This is a genomic window from Paenibacillus sp. H1-7, assembly GCF_022354825.1.
Taxonomy (GTDB): domain Bacteria; phylum Bacillota; class Bacilli; order Paenibacillales; family NBRC-103111; genus Paenibacillus_S.
The window spans coordinates 8,187,268-8,208,338 of sequence record NZ_CP031168.1; the positions used below are offsets into that span (position 1 = coordinate 8,187,268).

Here is a 21,071-nt window from a genome sequence, read left to right on the forward strand (position 1 = left end):
GCTACATTTATTGTTATTATTTTAGACTCTTTACCTTTGAAAAAACGAACAATACTACTAGTGGGAAAAGGAACGCAACAGTGTATGAGTAACTACTTAAAAAATCTCCTCGCAGTATAAAAAAGAAAAAGCCAATTAAAAACACATAGTAAACATTAATGTATCTAGCAGTGCTACTAAACAGCCAATACCTAGAATCGATTTTTTTAGTAAAATAACCAATAAACACAGGAACCCAAAAAGTTGCAATCAAACCAAAATTAATAATCCCTTCAGAAACTATTGGAGCTGAAATATTTAAAAATGGTAGCCCCAATGATTCACCTACGAACATTCCAGTTCCTACTGGTTTTGATGGCCACATTGTCCTAGGAACAAAGAATAATATTGCGCCCAACAACTGCTTACCATATGTAATTCCTTCATTAGAAATATATATCACTACACGTAATATCATTGAGTAAGCATCAAAATGAGCTGTTGAGAAATCAATTATTTGCCAACTAAAGTTATCTAAAACCTCCATTAGTGAAGAGTGCCGAAATAATTCCAATGTTGGAAATACAAAAATAAACCCCGTAAGAAATAAAATATCAAATGACAGCTTTCTTTTAATAAAAATTAAAATTATCCCGATGTAAACTGCTGCTGCATGATATCTTGATACAGCGGTTGGGAAATTAGTTGCAATTCCAATGATTAATACTAAATAGAATAAAACACGGAGCATCTTTTCATTTTTTTTATCACAATTACTTATCAATGTATAGAGATACCCTAAATATATAATAGGTATTGGTCTTACGGATTTAGATAAAAAAAGAGTTTCAGTTTGATTGACCATTTGATATGTATCTACTCTCGAAAATAAATTACTTATTCCACCCACAGTAATAACTGTTATAACCGAAGATACTATTGTAAAAAGAAAACCAACTAATATAACCATGTTATTAACAGGTAAGGACACTCCTTCATGCTTCACCTTACTAGTTAATAAATATGAAATAATATAAATAAATTGCCAACATATTATTAATATATTTACTTTTATTATTAATTCATCTTCCATTATCCCTCCCCACGGAAAGGATTGAATTGAATACTGATATAAGGGTGCCAAGAACATGAATATCAAAAAAAAGTACCCATGAATCTTATACAAACTAAATTCATACTTTAGTGATGAGACAATGTTATAAATGCTCAATAACCCAATTACTAAATAAGAGGCAACTACAAAGAAATCCATTACAACATAATTTTGCAATATATTGTTTACATAAGTTAATATAAATAATAATAATGAACAAACAACAAAGTATCTTTTTACAAATCGCCCGTATATTGATCGCACTTTGTAGCCTTTCCTAACTTTATTATAAATGGTAAAATATTTTTTTGAATTTTAGCTTTCCAGAATCTTATTATATAAATTTATATACTCTAAAAATCTATCATGTTGTTGGTAGTTTATTTTTACTCTTGTAATGCATGCATTGCTATAATTCGCAGCACCAACCGACTTTATTCTTATGATAGACTCTATCATCCTTTTAGTATCCCCTTTAGGAATTATCTCTCCACAGTCTTCTTGAATCTGTTCTTTAACACCACCAGTATCAAATGCGATTACTGGTGTCCCACACGCCATTGCTTCAAGATTGACAGTTGGAAAGTTATCCTCTAGTGTTGGGTTCAAAAAAACATCAGCCATGGAATATAAGTCAATCAATTCGTTAATGTTCTCAGTTCTTCTAAGACCAATTACATTTTGAGGCATGTTTGATTGTTGTTCTCTGGTAACGCCAACCAACACAATTGTAAAATTAGTATCAAGTTTTCTTGCAATTTCTAGAAAGTAATTAATCCCCTTACGTTCTTCTTTAAAATTTGCCGCTACCCCAAGTATCACAAATTGTTTATCGGATATACCCAGCTTATTTTTTATGTTCTGACTTACTGTAGGTTTAAATAAATTAAGATCTATCCCATTACTTATAACTTCTACGGGATAATCTTTTAGAAATGATTTTTTAACTAGTTTTTCAAGCCAAATTGATGGTGTAACTATAGTCAAGTTCTTTACATTACTAAATAATGCTTTTTTCTTCGAATATGCCTCTTTTGAATTGTCCAGTAGTAGAGAACTTGGGTAAGTCTTTTTTTGAGGGCACTTTTCACAAATTGTTTCCCACTTCTTACAGTTCGCAAAATCAAAATATGCACAATGTCCAGTAAACGCCCAACAATCATGCAATGTCCAAACAACAGGTATATTTTTTGATTTAATGTAACCAAATAAACTCTTAATGTTAAGATAGTAACCATGTATATTATGAAGATGAATAATATCGGGGTTTATTTTATCTAAATCAGCAAGAAATCTATCCGTAGCCCTTTTTGAGCCAAATCCATGTCTGTCAAATAGCCGCGTTAAGCCAACATGCATGTATGTGTCAATATTTCTGCCTATTCTCTTTATACTTGGATCCGGCTGTGAAACACCTCTTCCATAGGCCGAGATGGCTCTATATCCACTTTTTATCGCATTTTCTTGGAGAGCATACATTATTTTACCAGTACTTCCGTTAGGCGTAACATTTATTTGTACTATTGTCTTTTGCCCGTTAATCATTCGATTTTCTCCATACATTTTCATTAACAATCCCAGTATAGCTCTGTATTATCTTTACAACCTTATTAGATACATTAATATCTCTGTAGTCTATAGCAATATCATTTGCCTCACTATCTTCCCACATTGAACGACATAAACTAATAGCTTTAACTATGGTTTTATCCATAATTCCACCTATAATGATACTCCCTTTATCCAATACCTCAGGGCGCTCAGTTGATGTCCTTAGTAGAACAGCTGGAAAATTCAAAACAGCTGATTCTTCAGATAATGTACCACTGTCTGATAGTGTACAATATGAATTCAATTGAAGTTTGTTATAATCAAAAAAGCCAAATGGTTTTAATTGTTTTATTAGCTCATGAAATTTAAATTTTCTCTGTTCAATCTTATTCCAGCTTCTAGGATGAGTGGAGTAGATAATTGGTAATTGATATATTTCTGCAATGTTATTTAATGCTGTCATTAGTGAAAAAAAGTTTTTTTCATTATCTATATTTTCTTCTCTATGAGCTGAAACTAGTATATATTTACCGGATTGCAAATCAAGTCTTTCAAGGATTTTGCTATTCGATATTTTTTCCATATTCTTTTTTAGCACTTCGGTCAATGGCGATCCCGTTACAAAAATATGCTCTTTTCTAAAGCCTTCAGATAATAAATATCTTCTTGAATGTTCAGTATAGGGTAAATTGATATCAGATATATGATCAACAATTTTCCTATTAATTTCCTCCGGAACATTCTGATCGAAGCATCGATTCCCCGCTTCCATATGAAAAATAGGTATTTTTAAACGTTTAGCGGATATTGCACTTAACGCACTATTCGTATCTCCTAAAATTAGCAGTGCATCAGGTTTTTCCTTTTCCATTACCTCATAAGACTTAGCAATAATATTTCCCATTGTCTCACCCAAATTTGATCCAACGGAATTTAAATAATAATTTGGTTCCCGCAGTTCCAACTCTTCAAAAAATACTTGGTTAAGTGAATAATCCCAATTCTGACCAGTATGGACTAAAACATGACTAAAATATCTGTCGCAAGCTTTTATAACCTCAGACAACCTAATAATCTCTGGGCGAGTACCTATGATGGTCATAAGCTTTAATTTTTCCATGTACTATACCTCCAAAAAGTATGTATCAGGCTTTTCAGGATCAAAAATCTCACTAGCCCAGAATAATGTTATAACGTCTTCATCACCTGTATTGGTAATTGAATGAGTGTACCCTGCAGGTATATCTACAACCTCTGGTTCTTTTCCACTTACTATGTACTGAAGAATTTTGTCACTGTATAAATTTCTAAACTTAATAACAGCTATTCCTTGAATAACAAGGAACTTTTCCACTTTAGTATGATGCCAGTGATTACCTCTAGTGACCCCAGGTTTAGTTTTAGAAATAAAAATCTGTCCCATTGAATCAGACTTTATAAACTCCGATAACCATCCACGATTATCGACATTTTTCTTAAGTTTATAGGAAAAATCATCTTCTTCTAGGTAAGATAAAAAAGTACCATATAAAGCCTTATCAAATCTGGTTTCAAGAGGGGGCATAACTAACGTTTTTCTATTTTGACTGTAGGCATAGATCTTACTCGCAAGTTCACCTAGCTTTATTTTATGTGTTACAGAAACGCAGCCAAAATCTCCGTTTCTTGTTTCTTTCCCATCTAGAGCTCTTAAAAATTCGGTTAAAACGTCATCAATATAGCATAATGTAAGTTCAGTATTTGGATCATTTATCTGTATATCCATGTTTCTTGCTATATTATGACAGAATGTTGCTACTACACTATTATAATTTGGTTTACACCATTTTCCGAAAACATTAGGTAATCTATATACCAGAACCTTCGCGCCCGTTTCCTTACTATAATTAAACAATGAGTCTTCCCCTGCTTTTTTGCTCCAACCATAAGGACTATCAATTTCAGCTTGTATGGAGGATGTAAAAAGTATTGGAGCTTTATTGTTATGTGACTTTAAAAAGTTTATTAATCTTATAGTAAAGTCTGAATTACCTTCAATAAATTCATTCACATCATTAGGTCTGTTAACCCCTGCTAAATGAAATATGAAATCACACTCACGTGTATATTTTTCTAAAATTGATTCATCATCTTCTCTACCAAATTCAAAAATCTGATGAGGCCCTTTATTTTTCAGGTGAGCAATCAAATTTTTCCCAATAAATCCTCTGGCCCCAGTAACAAGTATCTTCATTACTTTATCCAGCCCTTCAGTTCAGTTTGAATATAATCAAGCTCCAGTAATTTTCTTTTTACCTGTTCTATATCTAATCTCTGGGTATTATGGGAATTATATTCCTCTCCCATGGTAAGCATTTTATCTCCTTCATCAAAATACTTGTCATAGTTTAGATCCCTCTGATCTGCTGGAACCCTATAGAATCCATCCAAATTTTCTGCCACTACGTACTCCTCTCGTGTCAAAAGAGTTTCGTAAAGTTTTTCTCCATGTCGGGTTCCTATCACCTTTATATCACAATTGGAGTTAAATAACTCTTTTACTGCTTGGGCAAGGTCACCAACTGTACATGCTGGAGCTTTTTGTACCATAAGATCCCCAGCATTTGCATTGTGAAAAGCAAATACAACTAATTCGACAGCCTCTTCAAGACTCATAAGAAATCTTGTCATATTCGGGTCTGTTACTGTCAACGGCACACCATTTTTTATTTGCTCAATGAAAAGCGGGATTACTGAGCCACGTGAAGCCATAACGTTACCGTATCTAGTTCCGCAAATTAGCGTCTTATCGGAAGATACCGTCTTTGCTTTGGCAATGAATACTTTTTCCATCATTGCCTTAGAAATACCCATAGCATTAATTGGGTAGGCAGCCTTATCTGTAGATAAACAGATAACCTTTTGAACGCCCTGCTCTATCGCTGCTGTAAGTACATTCTCAGTTCCCAATACATTTGTTTTAACTGCTTCAAGAGGGAAAAACTCACATGAAGGAACTTGTTTTAATGCAGCTGCATGAAATATGTAATCTACTCCATACATTGCATTTTTAACACTTGAAAGATCTCTTACATCTCCTAAATAAAACTTGAGCTTATCATGCTTATATAGTTTCCTCATATCGTCTTGTTTCTTTTCATCACGAGAAAAGATTCGAATCTCTCTAACCTCTGTATCTAAAAATCTTTTCATTACAGCATTTCCGAAAGAACCCGTTCCTCCGGTAATTAACAAAGTTTTATCTCTGAACACATTAAACCCACCAGTCATGATTGTTAGATTAACTTATTATTATTTTTATTAAATTGTAGTACATGTTCGTACATATTTCTCTCTGATAGAACTTTTCAAATACCATTCTCGCATTCACACCATGCGCACTAGTATGCTCCTTGTTCTCCATATAGTTTAGAACTAATCTCTCTAGTCCTGTGCTATCCCCTTGCTTCACATTTCCACCTGCACTAAAGGTTTCTAAATGTTTAGCAATATCCGTTTCACTTGACATAATAGATATAACTGGCTTCCCAGCGGCTAAATATCCATATGTTTTACTCGGAACTCCTACACCCTCAATCCCAACAGCAAGACTCACTAGACATACATCAGCAATTTTCAGGACGTCGTTGTAGTCTTCGCCTAATAAAAATCCATAAACTTTTGCGTTATTAATATTATTTGTCAAAAAATATTGTTTAACGTAATCCGCTTTATTTCCATGACCAGTAAACAAAAAGAAAACATCATTTCTATTTTTAAGATTAGAAATACACTGTAGTATAGTGTCCATATCTTGTGCTGTTCCCATGTTGCCACTGTAAAGAACAACAAATGGCCACCTCTCATTTAACTCTTTAAATTCTTTGTTGTGAATCTTACTTGTTTTTCCTATCTTTTTGTCATTGTACCAATTAGGTATTACTTCAATATTAGTACAATCAGGTGCAATGTTAGTATTAATCATATAACTCTTCATTTCGCTTCCAAGAGCCACAATTTTTGTAGCGTGCTGATATACTTTAGTATTGATGTATCGCATCAAGCGTTCAATAATCCCACCCTTTTTAATCGCACCTAAAATTAATGCATTATCAGGATACACATCGAATGCTACAAAAATAAACTTAGTTTTAGTAATTTTAGATATAAGACAAGGTACCAATGGTAGAATGGGAGGGTTGGAATACACTAGTATGCTTCTATAGTTAAGTAGACTTAATGTTTTTGATAAAATTGCTGTAAAAAAAGAAAAGAAATTAATAATCCTGCCTATTTTTGTTTTATTATTAAACTCTGTATACTTCACTCTACGAACGGTATATCCATTCAGTTCTTCTCTTAAAGGTACTTTATCCCCATGGTAATATTCTTTTGGATAACCACATAAAACGTCCACAGACAAACCTTTTTTAACTAAATCCTCAGCAAGCTCAGTTGGTAGCGTAGCGGATGAAACATATTCTGGATAAAAATATTGGCACATGATTAGCACATCTTTTTTCAACTTGAACACCTATTTCATCTCAGTAATTTCAACTGATTTTGTAAGATCTGCAACACAGTATTCAAAATTCCGATAGTTTGATAATTGTTTCTCAAACACCAAATTTCCAAACACCTTATTAAGAGTATTAACTTTGCTTCCTATTAGTTTAACTCCAAGTCCTAGAAGCTTAGATATAATAACTTTCCTAGCATTATTTAAAGCTATTAGCTTAATTAACTCTGTAGTATTTACGAAATCCCTGTTCTGGGGGAAGAAAATTCCTCTATCATTATAAACTAATATCAGTCTTATAAACTCGGATAAGTTATCTACAAAAATCATGCTTCTTTGATTATCCATTAATGGAGCAATCGGGGTCTTTAATACTAGTTTTTTTAATCTGCCGTAATTTCCTGGACAATCAGGCCCGTAGATCATTGGTGCTCTTACAATTGCAACACCAAAACTAGGATCATCAAGTTTGTTTAACTCTAACTCTGCCGCCAGTTTACTTCTTCCATATTCACTGTTGGGCTTACAGACAGTTTCTTGATCTATGACAGTCTTTTGATTAACTATCCCCTCTAAACCGTATACGGACATGCTACTCATAAAAATAAACTGCTTGATGCCAGACTGCTTAGCCTTCATAGCCAATTCAATAGTAAGATCTCTATTTACTTTGTAATAATAGTCTTTCATATGAGGCTTTTCATATTTATGTACCACTGCAGCTGCATGAAATAAGGCATCGTACTTTGAGAAATCTTCATTTTTCCAATCCTCTGTTCTAACATCAATGGTATCTATAATATATTTATCATTCCATTGACTAAGCCAACGTTGAAGACTTAATCCTACATAACCATTTTTACCTGTTATTAAAATTCTCATTTAGATAGCTCCAAATCCTGAGAACCTTCTTTGACTCCATCACTTCTAAGAACTGCTGAAATAGTCTTAATAAATACATATATATCAAAGGTCAAACTTATCTTCCGTACATATTCCCCGTCATAACGTGCTTTAACTGTTTCCGGCAATTCATCTCTACCATTAATTTGTGCCCATCCAGTAAGACCAGGGTATATGTCATTTGCTCCATAACGGTCTCTCTCTTCAATTAGATCGTTTTGATTCCAAAGCGCCGGACGTGGGCCAACGATACTCATTTCACCTTTTATTATGTTTATAATTTGGGGCAACTCATCTAAACTTGTTTTTCTCAGAAACTTCCCGACCTTAGTTATGTATGCTTCAGGATCTTTTAACATGTGCGTTGGCATCTCTTTAGGGGTATCTGTCCTCATCGTCCTAAACTTTAAAATGTAAAATTCTTTTTTATTTTTGCCTACGCGCTTTTGCTTAAAGAAGATTGGTCCTTTTGAGTCCAACTTAACTAAGACTGCAATAACTACTAATAGTGGCCAAAAGAATAATAGAGCAATTGTGGATAGAAGAAAATCTGCAGTACGTTTAACTACGGGGTACATCCCTAATGACCACCCTTCATCAGCGTTAGCTAAGCATTACTAAATTTTTCATGTGTTTGTAGTACTTCTACAAGGTGCTTTAGCAGTTCACCGTTCAAATCCTCACGTCTCAAGGCAAACTCAATCGTCGTCTTAATAAACCCCAATTTCTCACCAACGTCATACCGTGTACCCTCAAAATCATAGGCATAAACCGCTTCATGCTGATTCAACTCAGCAATGGCATCCGTGAGTTGTATCTCTCCACCGGCCCCAGGTGTTTGATTATCGAGTATATCAAAGATTCTCGGGCTAAGAATGTAGCGTCCCATTATAGCAAGATTTGAAGGAGCTTCTTCCTTCTGCGGCTTCTCAACCAAGGTAGTTACGTTATACAATCGTTCTCCAATTTCATTCCCGCTGACAATACCATATCGGGAAACTTCGTCATCAGGTACGGTTTGCACTCCAATTACTGATGATTTGTAACGATCATATTGCTCAATCATTTGTCGTAAGCAAGGCTTATCTGCTTGAACAATATCGTCGCCCAACAGCACAGCAAACGGTTCATTACCAATAAACTTTCTTGCACACCACACTGCATGCCCTAATCCTTTGGCTTCCTTCTGCCGAATATAATGGATGTCGACCATCTTTGAGGACTTCTGGACTTCATTTAGAAGCTCCAACTTCCCTTTTTCCAATAGATTCTGCTCAAGCTCGAAGGAATTATCGAAGTGATCTTCAATTGCTCGTTTACCTTTACCGGTAACAATAATGATGTCTTCAATCCCCGATTCGATTGCTTCTTCGACTATGTACTGGATTGTCGGTTTATCAACGATTGGAAGCATCTCTTTCGGCATTGCTTTAGTTGCGGGCAAAAACCTTGTCCCTAGGCCAGCCGCTGGTATTATTGCCTTTCTTACTTTCATATCCGATTAACCCCTTCTCATACTCATTCCTTCTGCGACTCCTTATAACTCTTCCCCTGACTCAACCCATATTTAGCAGCTATAGCAATAAGCTGGTTGTATTCATCCTCTGTTAGCTTCTTCAAAATAATCTTCTTCGCTTCCTTCTTCTCCTCTACGGATAAGCCATTGCTGCTCATCTTTATAAAGAGCTGAAGCTCTTCCGCACTAAGCTTACTGATCAACAACGTCAAGATTTGAGCTTTTTCCCTCGTTGTGATGGACTGCTCCACTTGCTTGGCTTTCTCTTGTGATATTTCAGCGCTATACTTCGTTTCTTGTGCTGTATCTGACTCTTGCTTCTCAGTGTTCTGCGACGGCTTGCTGTCTTGTTGCCGCTCATTCTTAGTAGAAGACTCTTTCGAACCGTTAGTCATCTCAAGCTCAACGAGCCCGCCCCCATGATCTGCTTGGCCAGAGGATGAGGATGAGCTTGAGTTCGAAGTGTTCCTATGATTTTGTTGCTCAGTTGCATTCGTTTGAGCCTTGGTATCGTCTGCAGCATAGACTTGTTTCTCACTACTCATTTCAACTATGAGCTCACTATTGCCGATATTCTTCAATACATAACTAATAGCATAATTGGAGACCAAGTAACCGCCGACAACGAGAATGACAACAAGAGAAATAACAATATACAGTGCCTTCTTCATTATTATCACCCATCCTGTCCATTGGTCTTGGTAGCCTAAGATACGTTTAAGAATGTAGGGACGATATGCTTCAATTCATCTGTCAGTTTGACCCGGTCTCCGAGCAGCGCTTTCTCCAGCTCTTTGATTTCAAGCTCCAATTGCGCTTTGTTGATCGTAACCGGCTTGCCGATAAAGATTCGGTCATGCTTGGTCGAGGCTATGCCCTCTTCGTCCGTAAGGAGCTCTTCATACAGCTTCTCGCCCGGGCGAATTCCGGTGAACTCAATATGGATGTCCTCGTAAGGTACAAACCCCGATAAACGGATCAAATCCTCCGCCAATTGAACGATTCGCACCGGCTCGCCCATATCCAGGATGAAGATCTCGCCGCCTTGGGCGAAAGATCCGGCTTGGATGACCAGCTGAACAGCCTCCGGAATGGTCATAAAATAACGAATCATTTCCTTATCGGTTACCGTGACCGGACCGCCTCTAGCAATCTGCTCCTTGAAGTAGGGAATGACGCTCCCCCGGCTTCCCAGTACGTTACCGAATCGCACGGCTACGAATTTGGTTCGGCTTGTTTTATCCAGCGATTGAATGATCATCTCGGCAATCCGCTTGGTTGTACCCATAATGCTGGTCGGATTGACCGCTTTGTCCGAAGAAATTAAAACGAATCGCTCACAGCTGTAGCGATCCGCCGCTTCAGCCACGTTCTTCGTGCCGAATACATTATTTTTCACTGCTTCCGCAGGATTGCGTTCCATAAGAGGAACGTGCTTATGAGCTGCCGCATGGAACACAACCTCAGGACGGTATTTGGCGAATACTTCGTTAATGCGCTCCCGATCCTGAATGTCGGCAATGATCGTTTCTATATGAAGATCAGGAAAACTCCTTCTCATTTCCATCTCGATCAAGTAAATGCTGTTCTCCCCATGCCCTAGCAGCACCAGCTGTTTGGGATGGAACGGAGCGATCTGTCTGCAAAGCTCGGAGCCTATGGAGCCGCCGGCACCTGTAACCAGAATCGTTTTGCGTTCCACATAGTTCGCGATTCCTTCCAAATCGACGCAAATCGGATCTCTGCCGAGCAGGTCTTCCACTTCAACATCGCGGATTTCCTTCACGGTCACAGAGCCGTCTATCAGCGAATTAATACTCGGAATAATTTTCATCTTAGCTTTGGTTTGCTTGCATAGTTCGATAATATCCGATGTCCCTCTGCGGTTGAGCGATGGTATGGCAATGATAATCTCGTCAATGTCCAATCGTTCCACCACGTCAACAATATCGTACCGCGAGCCTACTACAGGGAGATCGAATATATGCTGATTTCTCTTGTTGATATCGTCATCAATGAAAGCGACGGGATACAGTTCCGCATCCGGTGTGCTGATCATTTCTTTGGCAATAAGAACACCGCAATCTCCTGCGCCTATAATCAGCGCCTTCTTGTGAAGATTCACCGGCTTGTTCAACCGGTCTCTTACGACGCGCCATGTAAACCGGGATCCGCCGATAAGCAGAAGCATCGTTTCGTAATTGCGGAGCAAGATGGAGTAAGGCACTCTTTGAAACGTCAGAGCATGCACGGCCAAATAGGATAGTACCACCCCGATAGTAACGGCCTTGAATATGGCCACCATCTCACCTACGCTGGCATACTGCCAAACGCGGTTGTACAGCTTGAAAAATCCCATAACGAAGATGCAAATAACGGTGGACAAGACAAGGTACAATATCGCTTGACGCATGGAGGTAGGGGGGATCTGTCCGTCAAAACGAATATAATATGAAGTGAAAATACTTATCCAGATGATAAGTACATCAATAAAAATCATAAGCGATATTCGCTTCTCCTGGCCCATGTTCATCCCCCGTTATTGATTCTCTCTCTTTATTCCTTAGTGCCGTAATAATAGTAATAGTAAGATTCCGAGCTTTTGCGGTTCATGTTGTTGAGTACTACACCCAGTATTCTGGCCTTTACATAATCCAAATTCGCTTTGGCTTTCATCGCCATCTCGCGTTTGACCTTGCCGGAGTCGATGACAAGAATAACGCCATCACACTTTGAGGCAACGATCTGCGCATCCGTAACAGCCAACGCAGGTGGAGTATCGATCAGAATAATATCGAATTGGTCCTTCAAATCCTCCAGCAAAGCACCCATTCTCCTGGAAGCCAGCATCTCGGAAGGATTCGGTGGAATAGGGCCGGAGGTAATGACGGACAAATTCGGAACCTTCGTCTCCCTGATGACTTCAGCCAGCATCCCTCTGTTGGAGAGAGCATTGGTCAGCCCGAAACGGTTCGTCAAGTTGAATGTGTGGTGCATCGTTGGCTTGCGCAGATCGGCATCAATAAGAACGACGCTCTTATCGGATTGAGCATAGGCTACAGCCAAATTCGTAATGGTCGTCGACTTCCCTTCACCAGGACCTGCTGATGTAACCATAATCGTACGAATTTCTTCATCAATCGCAGAAAACTGGATATTCGTTCTAAGCGAGCGATACGCTTCAGAAATCGGAGACTTGGGATTGTCGTGCGTTATGATTGGCCGACTATTGGTTGACGGTAACACGGGTCGTCTCACCTGCCTGTCGTTGCTGGGATGTTGAAGATTTATGATTGATCATATCCTCGGCCTCGATACGTGCGATCATCGCAAGCGTCGGCAGCTCTAGGAAATGCTTGACGTCCTCTTCCGACTTGATCGAGTCGTCGAGGTATTCCATCAGGAAGGATAGGCCCACCGCTACCATCAAGGAAACGACGAAGGCAATCGCTACGTTAAGCTTCGGATTCGGCTTCACCGGAACAGGTGTAGCGTCCGCTTGAGCTTCATTTAGAAGCGATACGTTATCTACTTTCATAATGGACGGAATTTCCCGTTGAAACACTTTCGATACCGCGTTCACGATATTGGCCGCTTTGTCGTAAGAACCGTCCTGCACTACAACGGTCATGACCTGCGTATTGTTGACCGAGCTTACTTTGATTTTCTTGATCAGCTCTTCCGACGACAGGTTGAACTCGGGGTATTCCTTGACTACTTTGTCCATAATACGCGGAGTCTTGATAACCTCTTTGTACGTATCGATCAAACGGATGTTCAAGTTGATGGAGTTAATATCCACCTGCTCCAAGCCAGGGCGCTCATTTGACTTGTTAACGATAAGCTTGGTTGACGCTTCATACACAGGCTTAATAAAAATGTAACTGGCTACACCAGTTGCTATCGTACTGACTAATACTATTGCAATGATTATCCAGATCCTCTTCTTGATGATCTTAATATAATCTTTCAGATCCAGCTCCATTATTGACCTCCATTCGTCACAAAACAGCGAGCATCAACAAATCTCTTGTTGAATCGGCATTTTTTGCACTAACGCGAAAAAAGAAACTGTAAACCTCCCCGCAAACAAGAGGAGGTTTACAATATGTTCAATGCTTACTTATTCAACAGACGATAGATGACTACTGCCGCTTGTGCACGAGTAGAGTCGGCATTCGGATTGAATTTGTTGCCTTCTTCACCCACGATAATGCCTTGTCCTACAGAGAGGGCTACACCTGCTTTGAGCGAATCGTGAATCGATTTCGCATCTTCGAAGTTTTTCAACAAGCTGTCTGCATCCGCAGATGCTTTCACACCGTTCACGGATTGCAGCGCTCTTGCTGCGATAGTCGCCATTTCCGCACGCGTGATTTTGCCGTTCGGATCGAACTTGCCTGCTTCGCGACCGTTAACCAGACCGCTCTTCACGGCAGCTGCTACATACGGCTTGAACCAGTCATTATCGCTTACGTCATTGAAGTTTTCCGTAGCGGAAGCATCTTCAAGTCCGAACGTTTTGACGATCATTTTGGCAAATTCCGCACGAGTTACGGTTCCATTAGGAACGAACTCTTTATCTCCACGGCCTTCCAAAATGCCTTTGGCTGCCGCTACTTCGATTTGACGGCCTGCCCAAGATTTAACGGATGCCGTATCGCTGAACACTACGTTATTCTCTACTACGGTATACATCGAGAAGGAATTTCTCTTAGCAAGAACCTGCTTGTCCTTCGCGTTGTATTTGCCGCCGAAGAATTCCAGTTTGCCGTCTACGATCTTAGCCAATACGAGCTTCTCCGCATCGAACTTGGAAGGATCGTTGACCCCCAAGCGCAGCTCCACCGGATTGGTGAAGTTCGTTACCTTCGCGCCGTTGGATGTAAATTCAAATTCGTATACGCCGGATGCAACCGGAAGCTGAGTCACGCTCGTTGCTGCAGTCGCATCTTGCTTGGTAATAGACAAGGACGTATCTGCACCAAAGGTTCTAGGATCAACTGCGATAGCAACCCCAGACAAGGCTACCGCCACTTTATCGATACCGTTGTCTTTAGCAGCGTTTAGCAGCTCTTTAGACAATGGAACTTCAAGCGATTTGGCAGTTACCGCGCCAAAGTTCAACGTCAGCTCCACTTTTGGTGCTGTTGCTGCTGGGTCCAGCTCCTTCAAAGCGTCGATCAACTTTTTGCTCTCTGCAGCAATATCTTTAATTTGTTGAACCAGCTTGGCTGTGTCGAGCTTCACCGTACCTTTATCACCGTTTACAGTAACAAAGGATGCAGCGTCGATGTTCGTAATTTTGGCAATAGCTTCAGCCACTGCCGCTTGAGCTTTCTCCAATAGCTGTTGTTTCTGCTCGGCGGTTGCATTTTGCAGCTGCTTCTTCAAATCGTTGATAACCGATTGCGCTTCGGAAACAGTCTGTCCTGTAGTTCCAGGATTCGTTACAACAGCACCGCCGCCGCCTCCACCGCCGCCGCCATTGCTTCTGCGAGTGAAGCTCATGGATACGTCTTCTTTTACCAACACTTTACCGTCCAGGTTAGTTCCTGGAGCAACCAGCTTACCTTCGATTGTCGTGCTCACAGTACCGGTTCCATTGAAGTACAAAATAATGCTTCCGGCTTCCTTTTGCACCGAAATGCTGGCGTTGGAGGAAGTCCAGTTAATAGAAGCGCCTGGCAAAGCTTTGCCCAGAACGGTGAATTGATATTTCTGATATTGCGAGTTCGTAGTATAGTCATTGGTTCTTGCAAACGTCTCGTTAGCATCTGCACGCATCAGTGCAAGAGCGATATACTCAGATGCTTCACGGGACGGATCCGCTGCAGCGATCGTTTTATGAGCTACAGCCGAAACGGCTTCCGACGTAATTTCCAGGTTTTTAAATACGACGCTGAAGTCCAGGCCCTTATTGTCCAGTACTTTTTGGGCCGCATCTTTAATGACTTGTTTGATAGCATCCTTATTCGTCGAAAGAACTACCAAGTCCTCACTAGCAAGTCTGTCCTTCAAAGCCGCTTCGGCAGCGACTGCAAAATCTACGGCATCCTGAACTTCCAAAGTTACTTTGGCTCCGCTCAGCTTCGCCAGCTGATCAATTACCGGCTTCAAATCTTTTTGTACAAGCAGATCGCTCAATTTGCTTCCGCTTTTAATTTCTTCCTCATTAAAGAACAAGCCCAATGTGGTGAACAGCTTCAAAATATTTTCATCCGTCAACTGGTCGTAATCCTCGGAACCGTCAATTTTCTTATCCAAAATAGCCGTAATTTCGCTTACGAGAGCAACATCCGTCAATCCATACAGGGCGCTGCGGGCATTACTCACGGCGTCCTTTTCATCTTGGGACCACAAATTGCTGGAAACCTGATTCAACTCTTTAATAATCGTATCTGTACCAGGAGCTGCCGCTGCTTGAGCGATGCCAGCTTGAATGCCTAATTTCTCGAATAGTCCTTTCGTACTGACAGGAAGTCCCGCCAATGTGCTGAACACCATACTTGCCGCGACTGTAGATACAGCCAGCTTCTTCTTCATTGCCATCATTAATTCACCTCAGAGTCATAGTAAGTTAGTACGATTATAGGTCTTTATACCCAAATTGTCCTTAATAGCAAAAAATAAACAGAATCGTTAGACCTGTTTATATTGAGAACTTCACACACATATAGAAAAATAATCCAGTACATAGTACCATGGTCTTATCTGCAGTGTCAATACATTTATGTCATATGCATACCACAGCCGAAGGACTACCAAAACCTCCACCAAGCCCGCTTCCGCCAGTCCGGCTGAAGAACGGAAATGTCCTCATTGGCAATGAGCCTGGCTGCATTAGCTTGGTAATACCTAACCTGTTGATCCCCCAAAGTATTCCCAATAAAAGCATAAGCTTGCCGCAGCCCGAAAGCGCGATGGCTCATATTATGAGCGTCGGAAGATACGAAATGTACCAGATGCTGCTTGCACATGTCCAAAGACAGCTTTTGGATCGATTTGCCGAATAAGCCGTTCAGCGAATGGGTCGTCACTTGAGACAAGGCGCCTTGCTGAATAATCCGTTGCAGCTTCATCGGATCCTGCGCGATTTCCATATTTCTTTCAGGATGAGCAATGACAGGGACTAGTCCCATCACACGCAGCTCATGGAATAGCTCGTCCGTCTGCTTGGGGATTTCCCGTGACGGAAATTCAATCAATATATAGCGCGAAGAGTGGAGCGTCCTCGCCACTTGCTGATGAAGATCTTCCGGCAGATCGCTGTACAAGCGAATCTCCTGACCCGGCAGGATCGTCAGCGGAATGTTCTGCTGCTCCAATACCCGGTTCACTTCTCGAACGGACCGCTCAACTTTTTCCATAGGATTGTCATACTTGCCGTTCGCGTGATGCGGGGTAGCAATGAGTGTGTGTATCCCCTCCTCAACAGCAGCCTGCGCCATGAGAACCGTTTCCTCCATATCCTCCGCCCCGTCATCAACCCCCGGAAGAATGTGCGAGTGAATATCAATCATATGTATCTCAGATTCCTTCCATCTCTTGTTAAGCCTGGTCATGCTGTAAGTAAGAACGAGTAAGAAAATGGATCGTTTTCAAGTGTTGGTGTTATGTAGTGCATTGGCTGCAATGCGTTAGAGCGAGAAAACACCAGGCTGCTAATGTCCTATTTTCTTGTCACCACTATACATATCGGAAACCAGTACGATTAAGTTAATATGAATTTCATCAAAAAATCTTTATAATTGCTTCATTTTGTACATTTTTGTTGAGATTTTCAGAAAATCGTATCGAATCGTGAAAAAAAAGACCGGCTTCGGCCTGCAGCCTATGGCGCACAGACGTATCACCCGTCTTTTCCGGTTTTACTTACAAACGTACTCTTATCATATCCTTACGCCGGTAAATGCTGAACATTATGCCGACGGCTGCGAGCTCCGCTAGCAAATGGCTGCCGCCGTAGCTTACGAACGGGGTCGTTATCCCTCCTAATATCGGCAGGATACCTACCGACATGCCCAGACTCCATATAAACTGAAACGCGAACATTCCCGCCAGACCGCTTATGAGCATTTTGCCGTAACGGTCTCTTACTTCGAGCCCCATTTGAATGAGCTGAACTACAAATAAAACGAAGCAGGTCGCGATGACAGCGCCGGCGATCCATCCCAAGCTATAGATCAAATAGGTAAAAATCGTATCCGTATGAATTTCCGGAAGCCGTGCATTCACGGACGCCCAGCCATGCCCCCACCACCCGGCGGAACGAACCGCTTGGTCGATTTGCACATACATGTAGCCCGCCCCGAGCGGATCTTCATATCGCTGAAAGAACGCAGCAAGCCGCATTTGACTATAGCGGGAGCTGAATATCGTCAGCGCGGCAGGCAGCAACAGCACCAGCGGCTGCAGAAGCACCGCTTTCCAGCTTTTCCGTGCCGAGTACAACAGCAGAAGGTAGGCAGCCATATACAGGAGCATTGCAGAGATAGAAGGAGCCATGCCGTACAGTAACACAGGCACCACGACAAAGAAACCTGTCTGCACCAAACCCGATCGGCGGCTGGAATCCATACCGTGCAGTATGCCCGCGGCTGAAATAATGAATAGAAACGGACTGACGTTCATCCAATCTATAGTAACGGCACCGAAAGACAGATAGCTTTTCATTCCGTTGACTTGACGACCGAACAAAAGCACGCCTACGGATGCAGCTACCGTTCCCCAATAGAGCAGCCATGAGGAGTGCAGCAATTTGCGGTAATCGAAAATAATTAGTGCACCCATAACCATAAGACCGGCTGCTGTAAACACGGCTTTATGCAGCAACCAATCATTCTGCGCAAGCCTATGCTGCGGCATCGCCGCATAGCTCAACTCGACGGCATACATAGCTACCAGCGATATGACCAGCAGGACTGCAACCCAGGCGACAAGCCCCCATGGAATGCGCGATTTATGCACCCGGTTCAATCCTGTACCTACGGCATCGGCATCGCCCATCTGCTCCACAGCCCAGCGTGCGGCTGTCTCCTCGTCCCAGCCTTCCTCCCGCTTCATATCCAGCAGCTCGTCGAGATGACTCTCCATCTCCTGCTTGATCTCCTTATGAAGTTCCCTGGCCTTCACCCTCGAGCATACGTGAGCCAAGTAATCGTCGATTAACGGATGCCTGTCCTTCATGTCAAGCTTGTCCCTCCCCCAGCACGCGGTCCACCGCGTTTCGAAATAACCGCCATTCCTGCAGCTTGTCCTGCAGATGCTTTTTGCCGCTGTCCGTAAGCCGGTAATATTTACGCTTCCGTCCATCCGCCTCGCGCCAATACGCCTCGACCCACTGCTCCGCTTCCATTCCGTGCAGGATCGGGTACAGCGTCCCTTCCTTGAGCGAAAAGGTCCCGTCAGAGCATCTCTCCAGCTCCTTAATCAGCTCGTAGCCGTATTGATCGCGCTTCTCCAGCAAAGTAAGAATCATTGTGCCCGTGCTTCCCTTCAACAGCTCTTTGTTGACACTCACCGCAGTATCACCTCCTGATTTCCTAATGAAGATTGATTGGATTTATTACCTATTAAATCTATGCATCGTATATCTATGTATATACTAGCACAATGCTTTCTCTTTTGTAAATCTCTTGCAAAATAAAGCATCCATACAAATAAATGCTCAGCAATCTTCTACAGAAGAGTGTTTTAATACCAGAACAATAATGAAGATATCGGCATGGGAAAGACTGCAAAGTGAATGAGAAAAACGTCTATCGACGTCCTTTCACAGAGGAGCGACCGCGTTAAGAGGTTGTTTTTATCGCCAAATAGAATTTTTACATCCGATGACCTCGGAATCATATAAATTCTATTGTGGTAAAGAAAAGCAAGCCCTAACACGCTCCGATTTCCTCCTGTTCCAGCAGCGAACCGCTCAAATCACGGACAAAGCTGTATGCCGCTTTACAGAAAAAATTCGTTCATGTCATAGGCTTGCTCCATTGCAGGTCAACAATCCCCGCCTTATTTGAAACCGATCACTCCAGCGCTGTAGAGGAAAATGAGCACAACGAGCACCGGGGCGATATACCGCATAACAAACATCCAGATCCGGAACCAGAACGAGCTAAGTCCCGCTTCTTCACCGGCCTTTTTCCATACATATCCCACAAACAAGGTGACAATGAGACCGCACATCGGAAGTAAAATATTCGAGCAGACGAAGTCCACAAAATCCAGCAGCGGCTTGCCCGCAATCGTGTAGCCGCCCAATATGCCGCCTACCGACAAAGCGGACGGAATCCCTATAAGGCCGCATGCCGTAGCGGTAAATATCGTTGCCTTTTTCCGGGTCCATTTCCATGTATCCATAACAAAAGCTACCGGTACTTCCAAGAGCGATACCGCGGAGGTTAACGCCGCAATGGCCAACAAAATAAAGAACAGTCCGCCGAAAAAGCTTCCGAGCGGCATCGCGGAAAACGCAGCCGGCAACGCCATGAACACAAGCCCCGGTCCTTGTCCAGGCTCGATTCCGAAAGCAAACGAGGTCGGGAATACGATAAGCCCCGCGATCAGAGCGTAGATCAAGTCGCCTCCGCCTACCGCTAGGGATGCCGCGCCAAGCGATTGCTGCCGTTCAACATAACGTCCGTACGTAACCATCGTTCCCATCCCGAGGGATAGCGAGAAGAAAGCATGACCCAAAGCGACAAGCACCGACTCCGTCGACAGCTTCGAGAAATCCGGTCTCAGAAAGAAATCGACACCGGCCATCCCTCCCGGCAGCGTCAAAGCCCGTACCATAAGGATGACAAGCAGTGCGAGAAGCCCTGGAATCAAAATTTTGTTAAATTTCTCGATTCCTCCTGAAATTCCTTTGGCCACTACCCAGCCAGTCAAGAACATGACGACGATTTGCCAAACTACGGGGAGGTTGCTCGCTGCAAATGAATTGAAGTGCTCCGTAAAATCGGAGCTCTCATACAATACGTTGGAAAACGAGATGACCGCATAATGAATTGTCCATCCGGCAATTACCGAATAAAAGGACAAGATCAAAAACGGGACCACAATGGAGATGAACCCCAGCACGCCCCAGGTTTTCGAGTTGGACAACCGGAAGAAGGAGGATGCCGGATTGCCTCTTCCCCCGCGGCCGATGGACAGCTCGGCCAACAATACGGGAAGGCCGACGATCAATAAGCAAACGATGAACAGCAAGAAAAACGCCGCACCGCCGTATTTTCCGGTAATATAAGGAAATTTCCACATATTCCCCAAACCAACAGCACTGCCTATGGCAGTCAAAATAAAACCTGTGGAGCTGAACCGTTCCGCTTTGGAGTGACCTTTGCCGGAGTTGTCTCCTGATGTATGATTCTGCATGGCTATCTCCTTACACCGTCCTAACCTATGGTCAATAAATTCCTGCTGTATCGTATAACATTTGGCTTAGAATGTCCATGTCGAATTTTGTAAACACGGCCATTATCACGCAGCTCTGGCGCCTCTTGAGA

General features: G+C 41.8%; 18 protein-coding genes. All 18 read right to left on the reverse strand.

Annotated elements, in window-relative coordinates; translation table 11 throughout:
- Positions 1–16 precede the first annotated feature (16 nt).
- Positions 17–1,252, reverse strand: coding sequence for an oligosaccharide repeat unit polymerase (locus DVH26_RS36155; protein WP_345774082.1), 1,236 nt, complete (start codon positions 1,250–1,252; stop codon positions 17–19).
- Between the two features lie 156 nt (positions 1,253–1,408).
- Positions 1,409–2,638, reverse strand: a complete 1,230-nt coding sequence (locus tag DVH26_RS36160; RefSeq protein WP_239630409.1) for a glycosyltransferase — start codon at positions 2,636–2,638, stop codon at positions 1,409–1,411.
- Entirely contained in the window at positions 2,631–3,764 is a 1,134-nt protein-coding gene (gene wecB / locus DVH26_RS36165; protein WP_239630410.1) for a non-hydrolyzing UDP-N-acetylglucosamine 2-epimerase, read from the reverse strand. Before wecB ends, DVH26_RS36160 begins: the two co-directional genes overlap by 8 nt.
- 3 nt (positions 3,765–3,767) lie before the next feature.
- Positions 3,768–4,877 carry a capsular polysaccharide biosynthesis protein CapF gene (locus tag DVH26_RS36170; RefSeq protein WP_239630411.1) on the reverse strand — a complete coding sequence of 370 codons (1,110 nt, stop codon included), beginning with the start codon at positions 4,875–4,877 and terminating at the stop codon, positions 3,768–3,770.
- Positions 4,877–5,896: a polysaccharide biosynthesis protein gene (locus DVH26_RS36175; RefSeq protein ID WP_239630412.1), complete on the reverse strand. Its 1,020-nt coding sequence runs from the start codon at positions 5,894–5,896 to the stop codon at positions 4,877–4,879. The genes DVH26_RS36170 and DVH26_RS36175 overlap by 1 nt, the downstream gene beginning before the upstream one ends.
- Before the next feature lie 28 nt (positions 5,897–5,924).
- Complete coding sequence (locus DVH26_RS36180; RefSeq protein ID WP_239630413.1) at positions 5,925–7,148, reverse strand: glycosyltransferase family 4 protein; 1,224 nt, start codon at positions 7,146–7,148, stop codon at positions 5,925–5,927.
- A 9-nt stretch (positions 7,149–7,157) separates the two neighbouring features.
- A complete protein-coding gene (locus tag DVH26_RS36185; RefSeq protein ID WP_239630414.1) occupies positions 7,158–8,024 on the reverse strand; it encodes an NAD-dependent epimerase/dehydratase family protein in 867 nt (288 codons plus the stop codon).
- Positions 8,021–8,623, reverse strand: a complete 603-nt coding sequence (locus tag DVH26_RS36190; protein WP_239630415.1) for a sugar transferase — start codon at positions 8,621–8,623, stop codon at positions 8,021–8,023. Before DVH26_RS36190 ends, DVH26_RS36185 begins: the two co-directional genes overlap by 4 nt.
- Before the next feature lie 29 nt (positions 8,624–8,652).
- Positions 8,653–9,540 carry a UTP--glucose-1-phosphate uridylyltransferase GalU gene (gene galU / locus DVH26_RS36195; RefSeq protein WP_239630416.1) on the reverse strand — a complete coding sequence of 296 codons (888 nt, stop codon included), beginning with the start codon at positions 9,538–9,540 and terminating at the stop codon, positions 8,653–8,655.
- Between the two features lie 23 nt (positions 9,541–9,563).
- Positions 9,564–10,232, reverse strand: coding sequence for a hypothetical protein (locus DVH26_RS36200; protein ID WP_239630417.1), 669 nt, complete (start codon positions 10,230–10,232; stop codon positions 9,564–9,566).
- A 35-nt stretch (positions 10,233–10,267) separates the two neighbouring features.
- On the reverse strand, positions 10,268–12,088 hold the full coding sequence (locus DVH26_RS36205; RefSeq protein WP_239630418.1) for a polysaccharide biosynthesis protein: 1,821 nt from the start codon (positions 12,086–12,088) through the stop codon (positions 10,268–10,270).
- A gap of 29 nt (positions 12,089–12,117) precedes the next feature.
- On the reverse strand, positions 12,118–12,807 hold the full coding sequence (locus DVH26_RS36210) for a CpsD/CapB family tyrosine-protein kinase (RefSeq protein ID WP_239630419.1): 690 nt from the start codon (positions 12,805–12,807) through the stop codon (positions 12,118–12,120).
- Positions 12,788–13,546, reverse strand: a complete 759-nt coding sequence (locus DVH26_RS36215) for a YveK family protein (RefSeq protein ID WP_239630420.1) — start codon at positions 13,544–13,546, stop codon at positions 12,788–12,790. The genes DVH26_RS36210 and DVH26_RS36215 overlap by 20 nt, the downstream gene beginning before the upstream one ends.
- 134 nt (positions 13,547–13,680) lie before the next feature.
- Positions 13,681–16,116 (reverse strand): S-layer homology domain-containing protein, encoded by a 2,436-nt coding sequence (locus DVH26_RS36220; protein ID WP_239630421.1) that lies wholly within the window; start codon positions 16,114–16,116, stop codon positions 13,681–13,683.
- Between the two features lie 206 nt (positions 16,117–16,322).
- Positions 16,323–17,084, reverse strand: coding sequence for a tyrosine-protein phosphatase (locus tag DVH26_RS36225; RefSeq protein ID WP_239630422.1), 762 nt, complete (start codon positions 17,082–17,084; stop codon positions 16,323–16,325).
- Positions 17,085–17,436: 352 nt separating this feature from the next.
- Positions 17,437–18,750 (reverse strand): FtsW/RodA/SpoVE family cell cycle protein, encoded by a 1,314-nt coding sequence (locus tag DVH26_RS36230; protein WP_239630423.1) that lies wholly within the window; start codon positions 18,748–18,750, stop codon positions 17,437–17,439.
- Position 18,751: 1 nt separating this feature from the next.
- The gene (locus DVH26_RS36235; RefSeq protein ID WP_239630424.1) at positions 18,752–19,084 is read right to left on the reverse strand and encodes a PadR family transcriptional regulator; all 333 of its coding nucleotides are present in this window, start codon (positions 19,082–19,084) and stop codon (positions 18,752–18,754) included.
- A 491-nt stretch (positions 19,085–19,575) separates the two neighbouring features.
- The gene (locus DVH26_RS36240; RefSeq protein ID WP_239630425.1) at positions 19,576–20,940 is read right to left on the reverse strand and encodes a sodium-dependent transporter; all 1,365 of its coding nucleotides are present in this window, start codon (positions 20,938–20,940) and stop codon (positions 19,576–19,578) included.
- Positions 20,941–21,071 lie beyond the last annotated feature (131 nt).